The 20799-nt window shown below is 70.9% G+C and carries 19 protein-coding genes; 11 read left to right on the plus strand and 8 right to left on the minus strand.

The window, feature by feature from the left end; all coding sequences use genetic code 11:
• Positions 1-10: 10 nt before the first annotated feature.
• The 6 genes from pnuC to SZ60_RS11825 all read right to left on the minus strand — a co-directional run bounded on the left by pnuC (position 11) and on the right by SZ60_RS11825 (position 4893).
• The gene (gene pnuC / locus SZ60_RS11800; protein ID WP_043596159.1) at positions 11-694 is read right to left on the minus strand and encodes a nicotinamide riboside transporter PnuC; all 684 of its coding nucleotides are present in this window, start codon (positions 692-694) and stop codon (positions 11-13) included.
• Between the two features lie 151 nt (positions 695-845).
• On the minus strand, positions 846-1172 hold the full coding sequence (locus SZ60_RS11805) for a DUF6504 family protein (RefSeq protein WP_043596160.1): 327 nt from the start codon (positions 1170-1172) through the stop codon (positions 846-848).
• Positions 1173-1281: 109 nt separating this feature from the next.
• Entirely contained in the window at positions 1282-2565 is a 1284-nt protein-coding gene (locus SZ60_RS11810) for a type II toxin-antitoxin system HipA family toxin (protein WP_043596162.1), read from the minus strand.
• Positions 2562-2924: a helix-turn-helix domain-containing protein gene (locus SZ60_RS11815; RefSeq protein ID WP_043596164.1), complete on the minus strand. Its 363-nt coding sequence runs from the start codon at positions 2922-2924 to the stop codon at positions 2562-2564. Before SZ60_RS11815 ends, SZ60_RS11810 begins: the two co-directional genes overlap by 4 nt.
• 95 nt (positions 2925-3019) lie before the next feature.
• Complete coding sequence (locus tag SZ60_RS11820; protein WP_043596166.1) at positions 3020-4060, minus strand: App1 family protein; 1041 nt, start codon at positions 4058-4060, stop codon at positions 3020-3022.
• 38 nt (positions 4061-4098) lie between these two features.
• Positions 4099-4893, minus strand: a complete 795-nt coding sequence (locus SZ60_RS11825; protein ID WP_082060105.1) for an SOS response-associated peptidase — start codon at positions 4891-4893, stop codon at positions 4099-4101.
• 48 nt (positions 4894-4941) lie between these two features.
• On the opposite strand from SZ60_RS11825, the gene SZ60_RS11830 reads away from it, so the two are divergent.
• The 5 genes from SZ60_RS11830 (at position 4942) to SZ60_RS11850 (ending at position 8909) form a co-directional block, all read left to right on the plus strand.
• On the plus strand, positions 4942-5589 hold the full coding sequence (locus SZ60_RS11830; protein WP_043596207.1) for a TetR/AcrR family transcriptional regulator: 648 nt from the start codon (positions 4942-4944) through the stop codon (positions 5587-5589).
• A gap of 128 nt (positions 5590-5717) precedes the next feature.
• On the plus strand, positions 5718-6554 hold the full coding sequence (locus tag SZ60_RS11835) for an ABC transporter ATP-binding protein (protein ID WP_043596169.1): 837 nt from the start codon (positions 5718-5720) through the stop codon (positions 6552-6554).
• On the plus strand, positions 6551-7240 hold the full coding sequence (locus SZ60_RS11840) for an ABC transporter permease (protein WP_043596171.1): 690 nt from the start codon (positions 6551-6553) through the stop codon (positions 7238-7240). Before SZ60_RS11835 ends, SZ60_RS11840 begins: the two co-directional genes overlap by 4 nt.
• The gene (locus SZ60_RS11845; RefSeq protein ID WP_043596172.1) at positions 7237-7977 is read left to right on the plus strand and encodes an ABC transporter permease; all 741 of its coding nucleotides are present in this window, start codon (positions 7237-7239) and stop codon (positions 7975-7977) included. The genes SZ60_RS11840 and SZ60_RS11845 overlap by 4 nt, the downstream gene beginning before the upstream one ends.
• Entirely contained in the window at positions 7974-8909 is a 936-nt protein-coding gene (locus SZ60_RS11850; protein ID WP_231567138.1) for an ABC transporter substrate-binding protein, read from the plus strand. Before SZ60_RS11845 ends, SZ60_RS11850 begins: the two co-directional genes overlap by 4 nt.
• Before the next feature lie 91 nt (positions 8910-9000).
• On the opposite strand, the gene SZ60_RS11855 is transcribed toward SZ60_RS11850, so the two are convergent.
• A complete protein-coding gene (locus SZ60_RS11855) occupies positions 9001-9669 on the minus strand; it encodes a DedA family protein (RefSeq protein WP_043596174.1) in 669 nt (222 codons plus the stop codon).
• A gap of 143 nt (positions 9670-9812) precedes the next feature.
• On the opposite strand from SZ60_RS11855, the gene SZ60_RS11860 reads away from it, so the two are divergent.
• The 4 genes from SZ60_RS11860 to cydC are packed head-to-tail and all read left to right on the plus strand — an operon-like array spanning position 9813 to position 15696.
• Entirely contained in the window at positions 9813-11225 is a 1413-nt protein-coding gene (locus tag SZ60_RS11860) for a cytochrome ubiquinol oxidase subunit I (protein ID WP_043596176.1), read from the plus strand.
• Between the two features lie 43 nt (positions 11226-11268).
• Positions 11269-12270 carry a cytochrome d ubiquinol oxidase subunit II gene (gene cydB / locus SZ60_RS11865; RefSeq protein ID WP_043596177.1) on the plus strand — a complete coding sequence of 334 codons (1002 nt, stop codon included), beginning with the start codon at positions 11269-11271 and terminating at the stop codon, positions 12268-12270.
• 10 nt (positions 12271-12280) lie between these two features.
• Complete coding sequence (cydD, locus tag SZ60_RS11870) at positions 12281-13960, plus strand: thiol reductant ABC exporter subunit CydD (protein ID WP_043596179.1); 1680 nt, start codon at positions 12281-12283, stop codon at positions 13958-13960.
• On the plus strand, positions 13957-15696 hold the full coding sequence (gene cydC / locus SZ60_RS11875) for a thiol reductant ABC exporter subunit CydC (RefSeq protein WP_043596181.1): 1740 nt from the start codon (positions 13957-13959) through the stop codon (positions 15694-15696). Before cydD ends, cydC begins: the two co-directional genes overlap by 4 nt.
• 81 nt (positions 15697-15777) lie before the next feature.
• Here cydC and SZ60_RS11880 read toward each other — a convergent pair whose 3' ends face one another.
• Complete coding sequence (locus SZ60_RS11880; RefSeq protein ID WP_043596183.1) at positions 15778-16611, minus strand: aminotransferase class IV; 834 nt, start codon at positions 16609-16611, stop codon at positions 15778-15780.
• Between the two features lie 32 nt (positions 16612-16643).
• On the opposite strand from SZ60_RS11880, the gene SZ60_RS11885 reads away from it, so the two are divergent.
• Positions 16644-18068, plus strand: a complete 1425-nt coding sequence (locus SZ60_RS11885; RefSeq protein ID WP_052505363.1) for an anthranilate synthase component I family protein — start codon at positions 16644-16646, stop codon at positions 18066-18068.
• A gap of 180 nt (positions 18069-18248) precedes the next feature.
• Complete coding sequence (gene leuS, locus SZ60_RS11890) at positions 18249-20795, plus strand: leucine--tRNA ligase (protein ID WP_231567143.1); 2547 nt, start codon at positions 18249-18251, stop codon at positions 20793-20795.
• The last annotated feature ends 4 nt before the right edge of the window (positions 20796-20799 follow it).

The raw sequence follows: 20799 nt of genomic DNA on the forward strand, positions 1-20799 counted from the left end.
GTTGCCGGCGTCAGCGTTGCAGCGTCGGATCGGGCCAGAGCGTCTCGACCTTGGGCTTCTGTCGCCGGGTGCGAGCCCAGACGACGAACCCCGCGAGGGTGAACGCGCCGTAGAAGACGTACATGAACGCCGAGGCGTAGTAGCCGGCACTGAACAGCAGGGGAGTGCCGACGAGGTCGACCGCGACCCAGATCAGCCAGAACTCGACCCAGCCCTTGGCCATGCCGTAGGTGGCGAGGAGCGACCCCGTGAAGATCCAGGCGTCGGCCCAGACGGGCTCGTACGACCCCAGCAGACGGAAGACGGGAGTCAGCAGGGCGGTGCCGCCGACCAGGCCGACGACGATCAGCACCCGGTTCTTCCACCCCGCCCAGCGGGGCTCGACGGCCACTCCGCCGGTGTCGCCGGCGTGCTTCCAGCGGTACCAGCCGTAGATCGACACGACGATGAACATCACCTGGCGTGCGGCCTGCCCGAGCAGGTTCACCGGGTTCGGGGTGTCGAACACCGCGCCGAGGAAGACGGTGAACAGCAGCGCGTTGCCCACGATGCCGATCGGCCAGGCCCAGACCTTGCGTCGCATGCCGCCGAGGGCGCTGAGCAGACCGAAGACGTTGCCCACCACCTCGCGCCAGAGGATCGTCTGGTCGCCGATGTGCAACTGGGCGTCGAACAACCACAGCAACGGATTCATCGAGAGGCTCTCTTCGGTCGGGGAGGCGGGTGGTGCGGGACCACGGCGTCCCCGAGGCGCGGGGCGCCTGGTGCTGCAACGAGTGTGGCACGGGGGGAATTCCCGACGTCACACGGCTCACGGCCGTCGTCGTCCGACGGACGCCCGGGGGTCAGGCGAAGAGCTGTTGCTCGACCCGGTCGTCGAACACCCCGAGCAGCAACCACGAGTCGCCCCGGCCGTCGAGCGCCAGGTCGAAGGTGCCGTCCACCCGGTGGGCGCCGTCGGTGAGCGGCACCGCGTCGACCCGCCAGACCGTCATCTCGAGCAGGTGGGCGCTCGACCCGCGCGGCGCCCGGGTCGCCGACCGCCACCAGTCGGTGCGCGTGACCCAGAGCTCGGGCGAGCTGACGACGCCGTACACGACCCCCCGCCACTCGAAGCGCAGGGGCGCCCCGTCGGCGGTCGTCTCGACCGGGACCTTCTCGTCCACCCTCATCTGCCGACCTCTCGTTCGAATGTGTGTTCGAACGGAGTCTACGAACCCCCACCGACATCGGCCACCCCCTCTGTGGGCGGAAGCCGAGGTGCCGGGGTCGCACGCGGCCTCACCAGCCGGGCAGCGCCTCCTCGACGTGGGTGACGGCCTCACGGGGCAGTCCCGCCTCGTCCGCGAACGACCGCCACCTCCGCACCGCGTCACGCACCTCGTCGACGATGCCCGACGCGTCCCGCACCAGGAAGCGATCGGCCAGGCGCATCACGTCGGCCCGCGAGACGTCGCGGTAGACGCCGTCCACCCCCATGAGGTGCTGGTACGTCCACCGCCCGGTCGGGTTGTGCGCGAACGTCACGTCGTACGCGGGCGACAGTCCCCACGACGCCTCGGGCCCCGCCAACAGGAACGACGAGTTCTTCGTGTGGTCGTCGTTGTTGGCCGCCAGCACGTTGAAGACCATCCTGCGGAACGCCTGCGCCATCGCCTCGTCGCCCAGTCCCAGGCGACGCACCACGTCGAACAGCTGCCCGTAGTCGTGCGCCTGCCGCTGCCGGAAGTCGAGATGGGCCGCCCCGCACAGCGTCAGGACGTGCGCCTTGCCCTCGACCCGACGGTCGAACCGACGCGTCATGAAGTGCGAACGCCCGTTCTCGTCGAGCAGCCGGCACTCGGCCATGTCGATCCCCGCCGCCCCCGCCATCAGCGAGTACGCGTACTCGACCCGACCGGCGAGGCCGCCCGACCCCAACTCGGAGTCCGGGCCCAACCCGTCCAACTTGATCAACCAGTGCTCGAACCCGTCCGGCGCCGCGAGCTGACCCGACCGGATCTCACCCGTCCCACGGTTCCACGCGACCACCGCCTTCGCCCGCGCCCCACCCGCCGACGTCCCCACCTGGATCAAGGACCGGATGGCCGACTCGGTCCCGTGGTCGTCGCTGAAGCTGGCGTCCAGCACGCTGCGTGCCCCCTCGACCAGCGCGCTCAACTCGAGCGCACTCGTCGTCCGTTGACGCGGTCCCCTCGACGGCCGGAACTCCAACGCCCCCATGGCCCGGTCCGCCATGTACGCCAATCGGTCCAGGGGACTCACCTGCTGCCGCGACACCCCCTGCCGCACCAACCAGGCGTCGATCACCGCGTTGCCGAAGTCGTCCGGCATCGCGTCCGCCAGCACGGCAGGAAGCCGGTGGAACGTCGCCTCGGGCAGCTGCGGGAAGACGTGCCGCCGCGTGCGGACCGGCATCGTCAGCGGCGCCAGCTCGATGCCTCGAGCCACCCAGTCCGGGTAGTACTCGAAGACGTACGCCCCGAGCCCCGGGTCGAGCGCCACGGCCCCCACCCGCAGGCCCCATGCCGTCACCTCGACGGCCCGGACCGGGACCCAGCTCACGAGCCGTCGCCCGACGATCGTGCGCCTCGTGGGCGGTACACCCGACGTCGCGGCTCGTCGCCCGACGACCTCAACACGTCGAGCGGGCTGACGGCGCTCGCCGGGGCGATGCTCCCGAGGGCGTCGTCGGCACCCAGAGCCCGCAGGACGCGGACGAGCGAGCGCAAGGTGCTGCCCCTCCCGGCCTCGAGTGATTGCACCGTGCTGGGTGACAGGTCGGCCCGTCGAGCGAGCTCGAGCTGGTCGAGCCCCTGGTCGAGCCTCAGGCGACGGACCTGTTCGCCGACCTGGCGTTCACGCTCGTCGGTCGAGACGAGCGGGGGTGCGCTCGCGGAGGGTGTCTGATCGTCGTCGAACACGATGCTCCAATCATGGGATGAACCACGATAACAGCGATTTCCACCCAGAAGAAAGGACTATCCCACTATTCCGAGAACATCACGAACGGCCAGGGTCAGTCGATCACGCCGTTGTCGAGGAGTTGCTCCCACAGGCCGGCGCCGTCGGGTGCCGACACCCAGACCACGTCGCTGCCCTCGGCGTGCTCCGACCGTGACCGGCCTCCGGCCAGCACGGCCTCGCTGGGCGACAGCTGGCGGATGGCCACGGCGGCGACGTTCTCGGGGTGGTCGTGCAGGAACGTCCCGTACAGTTCTTCGTCGTGCTGCCCGTCGTCGCCGACGAGCAGCCACTTGAGCTCGGGGAACTCGTCGGCGAGACGGCGCAGGGACTCCTGTTTGTGCTGGCGTCCGCTGCGGAAGATCCGGTCGTGGGTGGGGCCCCAGTCGGTCAACAGCAGCGCGCCGCTCGGGTACAGGTTTCGGGACAGGAAGCGGGACAACGTCGGCGCCACGTTCCAGGCCCCCGTCGACAGGTAGATGACGGGGCACCCGGGGTTCGCCGCGTTCAGGCGTTCGTAGAGCACGGCCATGCCGGGCACGGGACGCCGGGCGTGCTCGTTCAGGACGAAGGTGTTCCAGGCGGCGAGCAGCGGCCGGGGCAACGAGGTGACCATCACGGTGTCGTCGATGTCCGAGACGATGCCGAACCGCGCCTCCGGATCGATGACGAAGATCGGCGCCTCGACCGGCACCGACCCCTCGGTGGTGAGGGTCGCGACGTGCCAGCCGGGTTCGAGGTCGACGGCGATGCGAGCGTCGAGCACGCCGCCGCGGTCGGCCTGGACGCGCTGGACGCGACCGCCGAGCGAGATCTCGACCAGGGCCTTCTCGACGGGCACGCTCGTGAAGCTGCGCCACCCCCGGACGTTGAGGTGATCGACGCCCGACAGCGTGCCCGTGCGGGTGAGCAGGACGCGCGACAGAACCCGGGCCCATCCCGGAGCGCCGTAGCCGGTGTACGGCACGACCGTGGGGAGGAGTCCCCGACGCCGAGCCCGCTTCTCGCGGAAGCGGTGGACCGAGTTCTCGATGCGGGCCGCTCGGTGCAGGAAGGGCTCGACGGCGGCGGGCGGTGCCTTGCGGGTGTCGGGCATCCGCTCAGTCTCGCACGACGGGTCGTCGAACGGGCGGGTCAGTCGACGGGAGCGAGCAGACCGGGGTGGTCGACCGACGACGAACCGACCTCGGGGCCGACCTCGTGGTGCAGCAGGCGCTCGGCGATCTCGTCGCTGAGGCCCGCGATGCCCTGCACCAGGTCGTCGTCGCCCTCGGTCTCGGGGTCGAGCCAGTCGTCCATGACGTCGGTGCCGACGAGCACCGGCATGCGGTCGTGCACCTCGGACACCGGACCCGAGGAGGCGCGGGTCAGCACGGTCGTCGACAGCAGCCATCGAGACGGGGCGCCGACCTCGGCCGACGGGTCGCGCCACCACTCGTAGAGCGCACCGAAGAGGACCACCTCGTCGTCGGGCAGCCGCACGAGGACGGGGCGCTTCGAGCCGTCGGGCAGGGTCTGCCACTCGTACCAGCCCGTGGCCGGGACCAGGCCACGGCGCGAGACCACGGCGTCGCGGAACGAGGGTTTCTCGGCGGCCGACTCGGATCGTGCGTTGAACAGCGGGGGACCGGAGTCGGGGCCCGCCGAGCCACCGGGCACGAGACCCCAGCGGGCCGACGCGAGGCGTCGGACCGGCGGGCCACCGGCGTCGTCACCTCGAGGTGCCGCGTCGACGAGGAGACTCACCGGCCGAGTCGGAGCGATATTCCAGGAAGGCTCTGGGAGAGTGTCTCCTGATACATCGACGTCGAACAGGGCCACCAGGTCGCTCGAGGCGCGTGCCATCACGAATCGTCCGCACATGCGATCCATTCTGGTGGCAGCCGCCGACATCCGGTGACCGACACCTCGGTCCCCTTCCGACGTCATCGCACCGTGCCCGACCCCGTCGAGGCATCGCCACGAAACGGAGAAACGTTGCTCGTCACCGACGTCAATGACGCATTGCCCGGGGGTTCACCGCTGCTCAGGAACGAGCCCGTCCAGGCTCGCAGTTCCGCGCGGCTCACCGGGCTGCTCGACGCGGCCGCGGCCATCATCGACGAGATCGGCTACGAGCGTCTGACCACGGCCATGGTCGCCGAGCGGGCAGGTGCCTCGATCGGCACGGTCTACCGCTACTTCCCCGACCGCATCGCGGTCGTCGACGCCCTCGCCCTGCGTTCCGTCCAGCGTCTGACCGTCCGGGTCGGCGAGGCCGTGTCCGACGACGCCGTCACCGACTGGCGTCGTGCCGTCGACCTCTTCGTCGACGCCAAGGCCGAGATGTACCGCAGCGAGCCCGGCTTCCGGTCCATCCGCTTCGCCGACGCCCCCGACGTGCGCACGCCCGAGACGCGCCAGTACACGAGTCCGTTGGCCGAGCAGTTGCTCGCCGTCTTCGTCGACCACTGTGCGGTCACGCGCACCGACGAACTCGAACTGGGCCTCCAGGTGGCCGTCGAGATCGCGAACGCCCTGCTGGCGCGTGCCTTCATCGACGACGCCGAAGGCGACGACCGCTTCGTCGGCCAGTGCCGCACCGTGCTGGCGGGCTACCTCGAGCCCCTCGTCGACGCGCGCTGACCCCGCGGGCCGCGTGACGGCGGGTGTCGCGGGCCCCGGCGGGGTCGCTGACACATCGTCGAGATCTGTGGTTGGGTGAACGCCCTGGCAAGTGTCGATTCGTGCTGCCCACGAGGAATGAGCCACCCATGATCGAGTTCCGCTCCGTGACGAAGCAGTACCCCGACGGCACCCTGGCGGTCGACGACTTCAGCCTCGTGATCCCGTCCCGCAAGACCACGGTCTTCGTCGGGTCGAGCGGTTGCGGCAAGACGACGATCCTGCGGATGATCAACCGGATGGTCGACCCGACGTCCGGCGTCATCGAGATCGACGGCAAGTCGATCGGCGACCTCGAGCCCGTCGGCCTCCGCCGCAGCATCGGCTACGTCATGCAGAACTCCGGACTGCTGCCGCACCGCAAGGTCGTCGACAACATCGCCACCGTCCCCGTCCTCAAGGGCACGTCCAAGAAGGTCGCCCGCGATCGCGCTCTCGAGCTGATGGACACGGTCGGGCTCGACCGCGACCTGGCCCAGCGCTACCCGAGCCAGCTGTCCGGCGGGCAGCAACAGCGCGTCGGTGTCGCCCGCGGCCTCGCCGTCGACCCGAACATCCTGCTCATGGACGAGCCCTTCGGTGCCGTCGACCCGCTCGTCCGGTCCGACCTGCAGCAAGAGCTCATCCGGTTGCAGCGCGAACTCGACAAGACCGTCGTCTTCGTCACGCACGACATCGACGAGGCCTTCTATCTGGGCGACCAGGTCGTCATCCTCGAGAAGGGTGGCCAGATCGCCCAGCAGGGCAGCCCCGCCGAGATCCTCTCGGCACCCGCGACCGACTTCGTCGCCGAGTTCATCGGGGCCAACCGGGGCAAGCGCGCCCTGCACGTCGAACAGACCCCGACCGGTCAGGTGGTGGTCGACGGCGACGGACGCACCGCCGGGGTGCTGACCGAACCGGTCCGAGGTGGGCGGACGTCGTGAACTGGATCTGGTCCAACAGCGACTACATCCTCGACAAGACGATCGTGCACCTGGGTCTGAGCGTGCCGCCGGTCATCCTGGCGTTCGTCATCTCGCTGCCGATCGGCTGGGCGGCCAATCGCTTCACCCGTCTTCGTGGAGTCGTCCTGGCGGTGGCCGGGTTGTTCTACGCCGTGCCGTCTTTCGCGCTACTCGTCGTGCTCCCCGGTCTGATCGGCTACAGCATCCGAAGCAACACGAACCTCATCATCGGACTCACGCTCTACGGCATCGCCCTCATGGTCCGGTCCGTCGCCGACGGTCTCCAGTCGGTCGAAGCTGACGTCAGACAGTCCGCGACGGCGGTCGGATACTCCGGGTGGCAGCGCTTCTGGCGCGTCGAGATCCCCCTGGCCGGTCCGGTGCTGCTCGCCGGTCTCCGGGTCGTCCTGGTCAGTACCATCAGCCTCGCGACCGTGGGCGGCATCCTCGGCATCAACGGACTCGGGCTGCTCTTCAACGACGGCCTGCAGCGCGACATCATGGCCGAGATCGTGGCCGGGATCGTTCTCACGATCGTCATGGCCCTGGTCCTCGATGGGCTGCTGGTGCTGCTCGGACGCGCTCTCATGCCCTGGACGAGGGGTCGGTCCGCGACACGGACGGGCACGCCCACCGTGGCCCGCCAGAAGGTCGTGGCACCGTGAACCTCTTTCTCGACGCATTCGCCTGGCTCGCCGATCCTGCCCACCTCTCCGGTGCCGACGGGGTCCCGACCAGGTTGGGCGAGCATCTCTGGTACACGATCGTCGCCGTGGTGATCGCTTCGGTCCTCGCAGTCCCGGCTGGTTACCTCATCGGGCACACGGGTCGTGGCCGAACCCTGGCCGTCGCCCTGACCGGTGGCGCCCGGGCGTTGCCGACCGTCGGGTTGGTCTTCCTCCTGGCGCTCCTCGTGGGGATCGGCATCACCGCGCCGATGATCGCGTTCGTCGTCCTGGCGATCCCCTCGGTCCTGGCCGGTGCCTATTCGGGCTTCGAAGCCGTGGATCGCAAGACCATCGACGCCGCCCGGGCGGTCGGCATGACCGAGTGGCAGATCGTCACCAAGGTCGAAGTGCCCCTCGGGCTGCCCCTCCTGATCGGTGGCATCCGTTCGGCCACGCTGCAGGTCGTGGCCACGGCGACCATCGCCACGGTGGTCGGGGCCGGGGGCCTCGGCACCTACATCTTCCGCGGCCTGCGATCGAACGACTACACCCAGATGCTGGCCGGCTCGATCGTCGTCATCGCCCTCGCGGTCGTCCTCGAGATCCTCTTCTCGATCGTCCAGCGTCTGGTGGTCCCTGCCGGGGTCACGGCCGGACGCCCCTCCGACACCCGCTCCAAGGCCGTCCGGCCCGGGGCGGTCACGGCAACACCCCTCACGAAAGGCACACAGTGATCACAGCGAACAAGAAGGGCCGGCTCACCGTTCTCGGCGCAGTCGCGATCGGGGCCATGGTGGCCCTGGCAGGGTGCGCGTCGAGCGACCCGCTGAGCTCCGGCGACTCGTCCGCGTCGGGCGACGGCGACACGCTCGTCATCGGATCGCAGCAGTACTACTCGAACGAGATCATCGCCGAGCTCTACGCCCAGGCGCTCGAGGCCAAGGGCTACAAGGTCGACCGTCAGTACCAGATCGGTCAGCGCGAGGTCTACCTGCCCGAGCTCGAGTCGGGCAAGATCGACGTCTTCCCCGAGTACACCGGCAACCTGCTGCAGTACTACGACAAAGAAGAGACCGCGAAGTCGCCCGAAGAGGTCGAGACGGCCCTCGCCGCCGCCCTGCCCGACGGTCTGACCGCGTTGAAGGCCGCTGCGGCGTCCGACCAGGACAGCTACAACGTGACGAAGGAGTTCTCCGAGGAGAACGACATCACGAGCCTGGCCGACCTGAAGAACTACTCGGGCACGCTCACGTTGGGTGCTCCGCCCGAGAACGCCGAACGCCCCTACGGCCCTCCCGGCCTGAAGAGCATCTACGGCGTCGACGTCACCTCGACCCCCATCGACGACGGCGGTGGCCCGCTGACGGTCAAGGCCCTCACCGACGGCAGCGTCCAACTGGCCGACATCTACACGGCCAGCCCGTTGATCACCGAGAACGACCTCGTCACCCTCGAGGACCCCGAGAACATGATCCTGCCGCAGAACGTGGTCCCGATCGTGTCCGACAAGGTCGACTCGGACGCACAGGACGTCATCGACAGCGTCGACGCGGTCCTGAGCGCATCCGACCTGCAGCAGCTCAACTCGAAGAGCCAGACCGACAAGGAGTCCTCGGCCACCATCGCCAAGGACTACCTGACCGAGAAGGGCCTGCTCGACAGCTAGGCATCCCCGTCGAGGGCCCCGTTCCGTGCGCGGAACGGGGCCCTTCGTCGTCCGGGGCCCCGCCCGCCGGGCGACCACGAGGAGGCGCGGGTCAGGGCGCGTCGTCGCCCGCGTCCCCGTCGGGCCGGGCCATGCGGCGTTCCTCGCGGCGGTGCAGGACCTTCTTCACGACGACGACGAGCAGGACGAACACGGCGATGATGCCGACGAAGACGTAGCCGGCCTGGTGCAGGCCGTCCGCGAGCTCTCGGTAGCTGCCCGCGGCCGCCGCGCCGACGGAGACGTAGGCGAGCGCCCAGAGGATGCACGCGGGGGCCGTCCAGGTGAGGAACGTCCGGTAGCGCATCGGGCTCGTGCCCACGGTCAACGGGATCAACGAGTGCAGCACCGGCAGGAACCTCGACACGAAGACGGCGATGCCGCCCCGTCGGGCGAGGTAGTTCTCGGCCCGGACCCAGTTCGCCTCGCCGAGGCGTCGGCCGAGGGCACTCGCCCGGATCCTCGGCCCGAAGAACCGGCCGAGAGCGAAGCCGACGCTCTCGCCCACCAGGGCGCCCAGGACGAGGGCGACCACGAGTGCCCCGAACTCGAACGGTGACGCCACCGCCGTCGCCGACACGATCGCCACCGTGTCGCCCGGCACGACGAGGCCGAGGAGAACCGACGTCTCGAGCACCATGGCGACACCGGCCAAGACCGTCCTCAGCACGGGATCGACGGACTGCACCGTGTCGAGCAGGGTCGTCAGCACGTCGTTCACCCGCCCGAGCCTATTCACAGCGAGTGCACGGCGCCCGGGTACCGTAAACGACAGGTGTCGCGTATCTGCAGATCTATGCTCGTCACGTCCCGACGGTGCGACGCACGACCACCACCACCATCCGAGGGAGAAGGCACATCCCGATGAACGAGCTGCTCGACCCGCTGCTGTTGTCCCGCTGGCAGTTCGGGCTCACCACGATCTACCACTTCCTGTTTGTGCCCCTCACGATCGGCATGGCGTTCACGGTGGCGGTATTCCAGACGGCATGGGTGCGCACCGGCCGCGTCCACTACCTGCAGCTGACCCAGTTCTTCGGCAAGATCTTCCTGATCAACTTCGCCATGGGCGTCGTGACCGGCATCGTGCAGGAGTTCCAGTTCGGCATGAACTGGTCCGACTACTCGCGATTCGTCGGTGACGTGTTCGGCGCCCCGCTCGCGCTCGAGGGCCTGCTCGCGTTCTTCCTCGAGGCGACCTTCATCGGCATCTGGATCTTCGGCTGGGACAAGGTGCCGCCGAAGCTGCACCTGCTGAGCATCTGGGGCGCGACCGTCGGCAGCATCCTCTCGGCGTACTTCATCATCGCCGCGAACGCCTTCATGCAGAATCCGGTCGGCTACGACATCAACGAGGAGAAGGGCCGGGCCGAGCTCACCAGCATCTGGGAGGTCCTGACCAACAAGGTGGCCCTCGCCGCGTTCCCGCACACGATCTTCGCCTGCTTCATGGTCTCGGCCGCGGTCATCGTCGCGGTCGCCGCCTGGCACCTGTCGCGCAACCAGCACCTCGAGACGATGCGGCCGGCCCTGCGGTTCGGTCTCTGGACGATGGTCGCCGCCGGCGCGCTCACCTTCATCACGGGCGACCAGCTCGGTCTCGCCATGGTCGAGACCCAGCCCATGAAGATGGCGGCCGCGGAAGCGCTGTACAAGACCAGCACCGGTGCCGACGCCTCGTTCTCGATCTTCACCCTGGGCACGCCCGACGGGGTGCACGAGCTCTTCAGCATCAGGGTTCCGTACCTGCTGTCGTTCCTGTCGACGCACACGTTCGACGGCACGGTCGAGGGCATCAACGATCTGCAGGCGCAGTACGTGCAGCTCTACGGTCCGGGCGACTACACCCCGATCATCTGGGTCACCTACTGGTCCTTCCGCTGGATGATGGGCCTCGGCATGGTCAGCGTCCTCGTCTCGCTCGTCGGCCTCTGGATCACCCGCAAGGGGCGCCTGCCGCAGAACAAGTGGGTGTGGCGGGCCGCGGTCTTCAGCTACCCGATGCCCCTCCTCGCCATGATCGTCGGCTGGGTCTTCACCGAGATGGGACGGCAGCCCTGGCTCGTCTTCGGGCTGCTCAAGACCGAGGACGGCGTCTCGCCCGGGGTCACCGGCCTGACGGTGCTCATCTCGCTCGTCGCCTTCACGCTGATCTACGGCACGCTCGCGGTCGTCGAGTTCAAGCTCATCGTCAGGGCCGCCCAGAAGGGGCCGGCCGACGCCCCCGAGCCCGACCCCGTGTCGGGCGAGATCCGACACGAGGCGACGGTCTACTGATGTCCACGACCCCCATCGAACCGACGCGAGAAAGGCTCTGACCATGGACCTCCCCACCCTCTGGTTCGTCATCCTCGGGTTCTTCTTCGTCGGATACTTCGTGCTCGACGGCTTCGACTTCGGGGTCGGCATGTCGCTGCCCTTGCTCGGCCGTGACGACACCGACCGGCGCGTGCTGATCAACACGATCGGCCCGGTCTGGGACCTCAACGAGACCTGGGTCATCGTCGCCGGTGCGTTCCTGTTCGCGGCCTTCCCCGAGTGGTACGCCACGCTGTTCAGCGGCTTCTACCTCCTGATGCTGCTCATCCTGCTGGCCCTGATCGCGCGGGGCGTCTCGTTCGAGTACCGCCACCAGCGTCCCGAGTCCTCGTGGAAGCGCCGCTTCGACCTCATGATCGTCGTCGGCTCGGCCGTGCCGGCGTTCGTCTGGGGGCTGGTCTTCGCCAACGTCGTCCAGGGCGTGCCGCTCGACGAGGGGCACAACTACACCGGGACGCTGCTCGACCTGCTGAACCCCTACGCCCTGCTGGGCGGCCTCACGACCCTGCTGCTCTTCTTCACGCACGGCGTGGTGTTCGTCACGCTCAAGACCGAGGGCGAGATCCGTGGTCGGGCCAGGCGTCTCGCCACCCGGTCCGGGGTCGTCACGATCGTCGTCGCCGCGGCCTTCCTGGCCCTGACCTCGCTGATGCACGGGACCCTCGTGTCGGTCGCCCTCTCGGCCGTGGCCGCCGTCACCCTGATCGCGTCGTTCGTCGCGAACCTCCGCGGGCGTGAGGGGCGGTCCTTCGGCCTCATGGCCGTCACGATCGCCCTGGCGGTGTCGAGCCTGTTCGCGGCGCTCTTTCCGGGGGTGATGCCGGCGAGCAACGACCCGGCGAACAGCCTCACGATCGCCAACGCCTCGAGCTCCACCTATACCCTGACGATCATGAGCTGGGTCGCCCTCGTCTTCGTCCCGCTCATCCTCGGCTACCAGGGCTTCACCTACTGGATCTTCCGCAAACGGATCACCCGTACGGCGATCCCGGCCGCGCACTGAGCCGGCGTCCGTGAAGCCGCTCGACCCGCGCCTCCTGCGCTACGCCTCCGCCGCCCGGGTCTTCCTGGGGCTCGGCGCCGTGCTCGGCCTCGCGCAGACGGTCGCGATCGTCGCCGTGGCCTGGTTCACGACGACGGCCGTGGTCCGGGTCGTCGAGGGGAGCACCTCCGGGCTCTCGACCGCCCTGCTGGGGCTCGGCGTCTCGGTGGCGGCACGGTCGCTCGTGGCGTGGGCGCTCGAGGTGACGGCCGCGCGGGCCGCGGCGCAGGTCAAGAGCCAGCTGCGGTCCCGGGTGGTCCGTGCGGTCGCCGACCGGGGGCGCGCCTGGGTCGACCGCCACTCCTCGGCGCGCGTCGCGACCCTCGTCGGCCCGGGCCTCGACGCTCTCGACGAGTACTTCGCCCGCTACCTGCCCCAGCTGGTGCTCACGGCCCTGGCGACACCGCTGGTGATCGTCGTCATGGCGCTGCACGACTGGTTGTCGGCCCTCATCGTCGTGCTGACGCTGCCCTTGATCCCCGTCTTCATGGTGTTGATCGGGTGGACGACCCGTGCCGCCCAGAACCGGCAGTGGGACCGCCTGACGCACCTCGCCTCGTCGTTCGCCGACGCCGTGGGCGGGGCGTCGACCCTCAAGGCGTTCGGTCGTGAACGGCGTCAGGTCGAGCGGATCGGCCGGCTCACCGACGACTACCGCGTCGAGACGGTCACGGTGCTGCGCGTGTCGTTCCTCAGCGGCTTCGTGCTCGAGCTCGCGGCGTCGTTGTCGGTCGCGCTCGTCGCCGTGTCGATCGGCATCCGGCTCGTCGAGGGATCGATGGGGCTGACCGCCGGGCTGTTCGTGCTGCTGCTCACCCCCGAGGCCTACCTGCCCCTGCGCCAGGTCGGAGCCAACTACCACGCCGCGGCCGACGGGGTCGCGGCGGCGGAGGACGTCTTCGAGCTGCTCGACGACGAGTCGGGCGACGTCGCGCCCCCGCCGACCGGGCCGATCGGCCCGACCGGGCCGACCGGGTCCGCCGGGTCGAGGACCGTCGACGATCGGGCCGAACCCCCCGTCGAGGCCGACGCACTCGTCGTCGACCGGGTCTCGGTGAGCCGAGGAGGCGCGGTGCGGCTGGCCGAGACCTCCTTCGTCGCCGAGACGGGTCGCGTCACCGCGGTCGTCGGTCCGAGCGGGGCCGGGAAGTCCACCCTGCTCGACGTCGTGCTGGGTCTGGAACGGTGCGGGGGCCGGGTGGTCTGGCGCTCGTCGGGCCGTGCCCCCGCCCGCCACGAGATCGCCTGGTCGGGCCAGTCGCCGATGCTGTCGTCCGGCACCGTCGCCGAGAACGTCGCTCTGGGAGACGCGGGTGAGCCCGACACCGAGGCCGTCGTGCGCGCCCTCGACCTGGCCGGCGCGGCCGGCCTCGACCCGGCGCTCGTGCTCGGGGCCGGCGGCCAGGGGTTGTCCGGCGGCCAGGCGCAGCGGGTGTCGGTGGCCCGGGCGCTGTACCGGCTCGACCGGGTCGGGGCGCGCCTCCTGCTGGTCGACGAGCCCTCGTCGGCCCTCGACCGCGTCACCGAGGCCCGGGTCGTCGAAGGCCTCCGCCGCATCGCTGCCACGGGTGTCGCCGTGGTCGTCGTCACGCACCGCCGCGCCGTGAGCGACGCGGCCGACGTCGTCGTCCCGATCGGAGGCCTCTCGTGACCCGCTCGTTGCTCCGCACCGCCCAGCCCGCCGGGCGACGGGCCGCCCCCGGCATCGTCTCCGGGTCGCTCAGCGCCCTGTCGGCGGTGGCGTTGCTCGCGGCGTCGGCGTACCTGATCACGCGAGCCGCCGAGCAGCCGCCGATCCTCTACCTCTCGCTCGCCGTGGTCGGCGTCCGCGCCTTCGCCCTGACCCGGGCGGTCTTCCGCTACCTCGAACGGTTGTCGAGCCACGACGCGGCCTTCCGTCAGCTGGCGGTGGTCCGCACCGAGCTGTACCGGCGCCTGATCCGCGTGGCCCCGGCGGGCCTCGGCCGCACCGACCGCGGCGACCTGCTGGCGCGCGTCGTCGGGGACGTCGACGCCCTTCAAGACCTGCCCCTGCGGGTCGTGCAGCCGCTCGTGGTGTCGGGCCTCACCTCGGTCGTCGCGGTCGTCGGCGTCGCCCTCGTGTCCCCGGCCGCGGCGGTCGTCCTGGCGGGTGCACTCGTCGTCGCGTTCGTCGTCGGTTGCGTCGCCGCCGACCGGCTCGCCCGCCGCAGCGAGCGCACCCTCGCCGACCGGCGGGGGGCGCTCTCGGCCGCCGTCGTCGATCTCGTCCAGAACCTCGACGTGCTCGTCGCGTTCGAGGCGGTGGACCGCCAGCTCGGCCGGGTCGCGGGGCTCGACGACGACCTGCGCCGCGCCTCCTCGCGTCGTGCCCTGACCGCGGGCGTGGTCGCCGCCGTGCTCTCGGCGCTGTCGGGTGCCGCCGTGCTCGCGACGATCCCCGTCGTCGCGCCCGGCTTTGCCTCGGGAGGGCTGACCGGCCCGGCCTTCGCGTTGGTCGCCCTCGTGCCCCTCGCCGTCTTCGAAGTCGTCGGAGCCGTCCCGACGGCCGTGCTGGCCTGGCGTCGCGTCCGGGCGAGCGGTGACCGCGTCGAATCGGCGGTGCCGGTCGAGGTGCCGGCCGGCGTCGTCGACGACGAGGCCGTCGGAGGGGCGGACCCGGGCCCCGTGGAGCCTGTCCGCGCGGGCGGCTCCGCCGTGTCGGCCCCGGCACCCGCCCTGCGTCTGCACGGCGTCTCGGCGACGTGGCCGGGGGCGGTCGGCCCCGCTCTCCGCGGCGTCGACCTCGAGGTGGCCGTGGGCGACCGCCTCGTGGTCGAGGGGCCGAGCGGCGCGGGCAAGACCACGCTGACCTCGGTGCTGGCCCGGTTCGTCGAGCACACGGGTCGCTACGAGGTCGGGGGAGTCGACACGGCGACCCTCGCCCCGGCCGCCGTCCGGGCCACGGTTGGCCTGATCGAACAGACGCCCTACCTCTTCGACGAGTCCCTGCGTCAGAACCTGCTCTTCGCCCGCGACACGGCCACAGACGACGACCTGCTCGCGGTGCTGGACCGCGTCGGGCTGGGTCGCTGGGCGGCCGAGCGTGGCGGGCTCGACGCACCCGTGGGTGAACGGGGAGTCCTCGTCTCGGGTGGCCAGGCCCAGCGCATCTCGCTGGCCCGAGCCCTTCTGCGGGGGTTCCCGGTGCTCGTGCTCGACGAGCCCACGGCCGGACTCGACCCCGAGACCGCCCGACGACTCGTGCGCGACGTCCTCTCCACCGCCCGGGACGACGGCTCGACGGTCGTCGTGATCTCGCACGTGGAGGTGCCGGCCGAGCTGGTCACGCGTCGCGTGCGCATCGAGGGGGGCCTGCTGAGCGAGGTCGAGGTCGGACCGGACGTCGCCCTCGACGGCGACGCCTGACGGCTCGACGGCGACGCCTGACGGCTCGACGTCGCCGCGGTCGTCGGACCGCCGTCGTCGGCGGCGGCACTCGGGCTGCGGTCAGGTGCCGACCGGGCGTCGCAGGCGGTCGAGTCGGCCGCGCCAGAGCGCGAGGCGCCCGGGTTCCTCGGCCGGGGCCGGGCCGTCGACCCAGCCGGTGACGATGCGGATGCCGTGCAGTGCGCTGAGGCTCCAGACCTCGAATCCGTCGAGCTCGTCCGGCCGGGTGTGGTCGTGCAGGACGTCGACGCCGAGGACGGCGGCCAGCGTCGTCAGGCTGCGGACCGTCACGCCGGGCAGGCGGGGCAGGTCGTCCGCCGGCAGGCACAGGGCGTCGCCGCGCCACCAGACGATCGAGCTCCAGGCGCCCTCGACGACGTGCCCCTCGGGCGAGAGCAGCACCGCCTCGTCGGCCCCTCGGGACCGGACGTCGGCCACGAGCGACCCGAGGGCTGCGAGGTCGGGCCCCTTGACCGTGGGCTGCGTGCGGGGGTCACGGTCGGCCGTCGCGAGGACGACCGAGCGGCGGCGCGGGGGAGCGGGCCGGAGGCGCAGCCGCAGCCGCAGCCGTGCCTGGCCGTCGGCGTCGGCTTCGTCGCCCGTGACGAGCTCGGCGCGCGGGAACCAGGCACCCGTCCGGGGCAGCACCGCGACGGCCGCCGTCCAGAACGCCGAGACCTCGTCGACGTCGGGCCCCCCGGGCACCTCGGCGACCGAGCCGGCGAACCGGTCGCGGTGTACGTCGAGCGCGAGGGCCGAGCCGTCGTCGACCAGCCACGAGTCGGCCACCAGGAGGCGCGGGTCGGCCTCGCCCGACCCTCCGTCCCCGCGCGTCGTCAGCTCGTCGCCCTGCCAGACGTGCAGCACGTCGCCTCCCGGCCGCTCGGCACTCATCGGGTCGGGGCTCCACTCATAGGATCAAGGGTATGCGCCCCGCGGTCGTCCGATCCTCCCTGCCATGGCGCGACCCCGAGGCCGTCGTCCGGCACCTGGCCGCGACCGGCGACGTCGTCTGGCGCGACGCCGGGGTGGACGCCGTCCGGGGCCGGTCCGTCGTCGGGTGGGGCCCGGCCCGGACGGGTGACGTACGCGACGGTGGCGCCGACCGGCTCTGGCACGAGGTGCGCGACGACCTGGCCGACGTCGAGCCCGACAGCCACCCGCTCGGCTGGGCCGGCTGGCTCGGCTACGGCTTCGGCTGCCGACTGCTGGACCGTGACGCCACCGAGGGGCACCGCCCGGCGGCCACCGCCTCGACCGTCGCCGCCGACGGAGACCCGGCCGACCTCGCCCTGCTCGACGTCGACCGCGCCCTGGTCTTCGACCACGCCGCACGCTCGCTCGAGGTCGTCGCGCGGGCCGGCGACCCGTGGCCCCTCTCGGTCGCCGAGACCTGGGCCGACGTGCCACCCGTGCCCCCGGTGCCCGGGTCGACCCGCGCCTCCTCGGTGGGCTCCGCCCCACCCTCCGTCCGCTGGCGGCACCGACCCGACGAGTACCTCGACCTGATCGAGGGGTGTCGTCGAGCCATCGCGGACGGCGAGGCGTACCAGCTCTGCCTGACGACGGCGGTCGACGTCGACGGGCCGGTGGACGCGCTCGAGACCTTCGCGCGTCTCCGTCGGTCCTCGCCGGCTCCGCACGCCTCGTTCGTGCGCATCGGCGGCGTGGCCGTCGTCGGGGCGTCGCCCGAGTCGTTCGTCGAGGTGACGACCGACGGCCGGGTGTCGTCTTCGCCGATCAAGGGCACGCGACGCCGCGGGTCGGGCGCCGACGACACGGTGCTCGCACGCGAGCTCGTCGAGAGCGACAAGGAGCGCGCCGAGAACGTCATGATCGTCGACCTGGTCCGCAACGACCTCGCCCGGGTGGCCCGCCTCGGCACGGTCGAGGTGTCCGAGCTGCTCGCCGTGCACTCGTACGAGCACGTCCACCAGCTCGTCAGCACGGTCAGGGCCCGGCTGGGGGCGGGGCGCACCGCGGCCGACGTCGTCGAGGCGGCCTTCCCGGCCGGGTCGATGACCGGCGCGCCGAAACGTCGGGCCGTCGAACTGCTCGCCGACCTCGAGGGGGCGCCCCGGGGCGTGTACTCGGGTGCGACGGGCTGGCTCGGACGGGACGGCTCGGCGAGCCTCGCGATGACCATCCGCTCGATCGTGGTGCACGGTGGCCGCGCGGCGGGTGCGGGACGGCCCGCGCGACCGGCGGGTGCGCGCGTCGGCGTGGGCGGTGGCATCACCATCTCGTCGGTACCGGTCGACGAACGCGACGAGGTCGAGCTCAAGGCGGCGGCCCTGCTCGCCGTGCTCGGCGTCCGTGCCGCCGACGGGGCCTCGGTGCGCATGTCGTGACGGCGCGCGCCGTTCGGTAGCCTTGGCGAGGATCGCCGAGCCCAGCGCACGTCGCCGTGCCCTCGCGCGGGCGGTCCGAACCCACCGCACCGACTGCCAGCAGTGAATGAGAGCCCCGTGGCACACGAGCACGACACGACCGCGACCGACGCCTCCTCGGCCACCCCGCCCCACGACGGCGTGCCCGAACGCGAGTACGACGTCGCCCGCCTGCAAGAGAAGTGGCAGGCCCGGTGGGACGCCGAGCAGCCGTTCGTCGTCGACCCCGACGACAAGCGCCCCCGCAAGTACATCCTCGACATGTTCCCGTACCCCTCGGGCGACCTGCACATGGGTCACGCCGAGCAGTACGCGCTCGGCGACATGGTGACGCGGTACTGGCGCCAGCAGGGCTTCAACGTGCTGCACCCGATCGGCTGGGACAGCTTCGGGCTGCCCGCCGAGAACGCGGCCATCAAGCGCGGCGTCGACCCCCGCGAGTGGACCTACGCCAACATCGCCCAGCAGAAGCAGAGCATGAAGCTCTACGCCCCGTCGTTCGACTGGAGCCGGGTGCTGCACACGAGCGACCCCGAGTACTACAAGTGGAACCAGTGGCTGTTCCTCGAGATGTACAAGAAGGGCCTGGCCTACCGGAAAGACAGCTGGGTCAACTGGGACCCGGTCGACCAGACCGTGCTCGCCAACGAGCAGGTGCTGCCCGACGGTACGAGCGACCGGTCGGGTGCCGTCGTGGTCAAGAAGAAGCTGACGCAGTGGTACTTCAAGATCACCGACTACGCCGACCGCCTGCTCGACGACCTCAACCAGCTCGAGGGCCGCTGGCCGACCAAGGTGCTCAACATGCAGCGCAACTGGATCGGCCGCTCGATCGGTGCCGACGTGCACTTCACGATCGAGGGCCGTGACGAGAAGGTCACGGTCTTCACCACGCGTCCCGACACCCTGTACGGCGCGACGTTCATGGTCGTCGCCCCCGACTCCGACCTCGCCGCCGAGCTCGTGGCCGACGCGACGGACGACGTCAAGGAGACCTTCGCCGCGTACCTGGTCGACGTGCAGAAGGCGACCGAGATCGAGCGTCAGTCGAGCGAACGGCCCAAGACGGGCGTGCCGCTCGGCCGGGTCGCTGTCAACCCGCTCACCGGTGACCCGATGCCGGTCTGGGCCGCCGACTACGTGCTGGCCGACTACGGCCACGGCGCGGTCATGGCCGTGCCCGCGCACGACCAGCGCGACCTCGACTTCGCCCGCAAGTACGACCTGCCGGTGCGCGTCGTGGTCGACACGAACGCGCCCGTCACGGGCGTCATCCCCAAGCTCGAGCTCGACGAGGACGGCCAGGCGATCCTGCCCGACGACCTGCCCGACCTGAACCCCCGCGAGACCGGCGTGGCCCTGACCGGCGACGGCCGACTGATGAACTCGGGCGCCCTGACCGGCCTCAGCAAGTCGAACGCGATCAAGCGCGTCGTCGAGCTGCTCGAGGCCTCCGGCGACGGCAAGGCGGCCAAGACGTACCGCCTGCGCGACTGGCTGATCTCGCGTCAGCGTTTCTGGGGCACGCCCATCCCGATCGTGCACGGCGCCGACGGCGTCGAGGTGCCGGTGCCCTACGACGAGCTGCCGGTCCGGCTGCCGTCGACCGAGGGGCTCGACCTCAAGCCGAAGGGCAGCTCGCCGCTCGGTGCCGCCGAGGACTGGGTGAACGTGCCCGACCCGCGCGACGGGTCACCGGCGCGCCGCGACGCCGACACGATGGACACGTTCGTCGACAGCTCGTGGTACTTCTTGCGCTTCCTCGACCCGACCGACGCCGACCGCGCCTTCGACCCTGCTCAGGCCAGCAAGTGGGCCCCGGTCGACCAGTACGTCGGAGGCGTCGAGCACGCCATCCTGCACCTGCTCTACGCGCGCTTCATCACCAAGGTGCTCTTCGACCTCGGCCACGTCGACTTCACCGAGCCCTTCAGCGCGCTGCTGAACCAGGGCATGGTGCTGCAGGACGGCGCGAAGATGAGCAAGAGCAAGGGCAACGTCGTCAGCCTCTCCGACGAGATCGACAAGCACGGCGTCGACGCCATCCGCCTGACCATGGCCTTCGCCGGCCCGCCCGAGGACGACATCGACTGGGCCGACGTCTCGCCCGCGGGCTCGGCCAAGTTCCTGGCCCGGGCGTTCCGTCTGGCGAGCGACGTCGACAGCTCGCGCGACGTGGTGTGGGCCGACGGCGACCAGGCCCTGCGCCGCGTGACGCATCGATTCCTCGCCGAGGCCCCGGGGCTCAGCGAGGCGTTCAAGTACAACGTCGTCGTCGCGCGCCTGATGGAGCTCACCAATGCCGTCCGCAAGGCGATCGACTCGGGGCCCGGCGCGTCCGACCCGGCCGTCCGCGAGGCGACCGAGACCGTCGCGCTGGGGCTGTCGTTGTTCGCTCCCTACACCGCCTCAGAGATGTGGGAGAAGCTCGGCTACGACGGCGGTGCCCTCGCCACGTACGGCTGGCGGAAGGCCGATCCGACCCTGCTCGTCGAGACGAGCGTCACCGCGGTCGTCCAGGTCAACGGCAAGGTGCGCGACCGGCTCGAGGTGTCGCCCAAGATCGGCTCCGACGAGCTCGAGGCGATGGCCCGCGAGTCCGCGGCCGTGCAGCGCGCGATCGGTGACAAGCAGATCGTCAACGTCATCGTGCGGGCGCCGCGCCTGGTGAACATCGCGGTGAAGTAGCCGC

Origin of the sequence: Frigoribacterium sp. MEB024 (genome assembly GCF_000878135.1) — a bacterium.
Classification (GTDB): Bacteria; Actinomycetota; Actinomycetes; order Actinomycetales; family Microbacteriaceae; genus Frigoribacterium.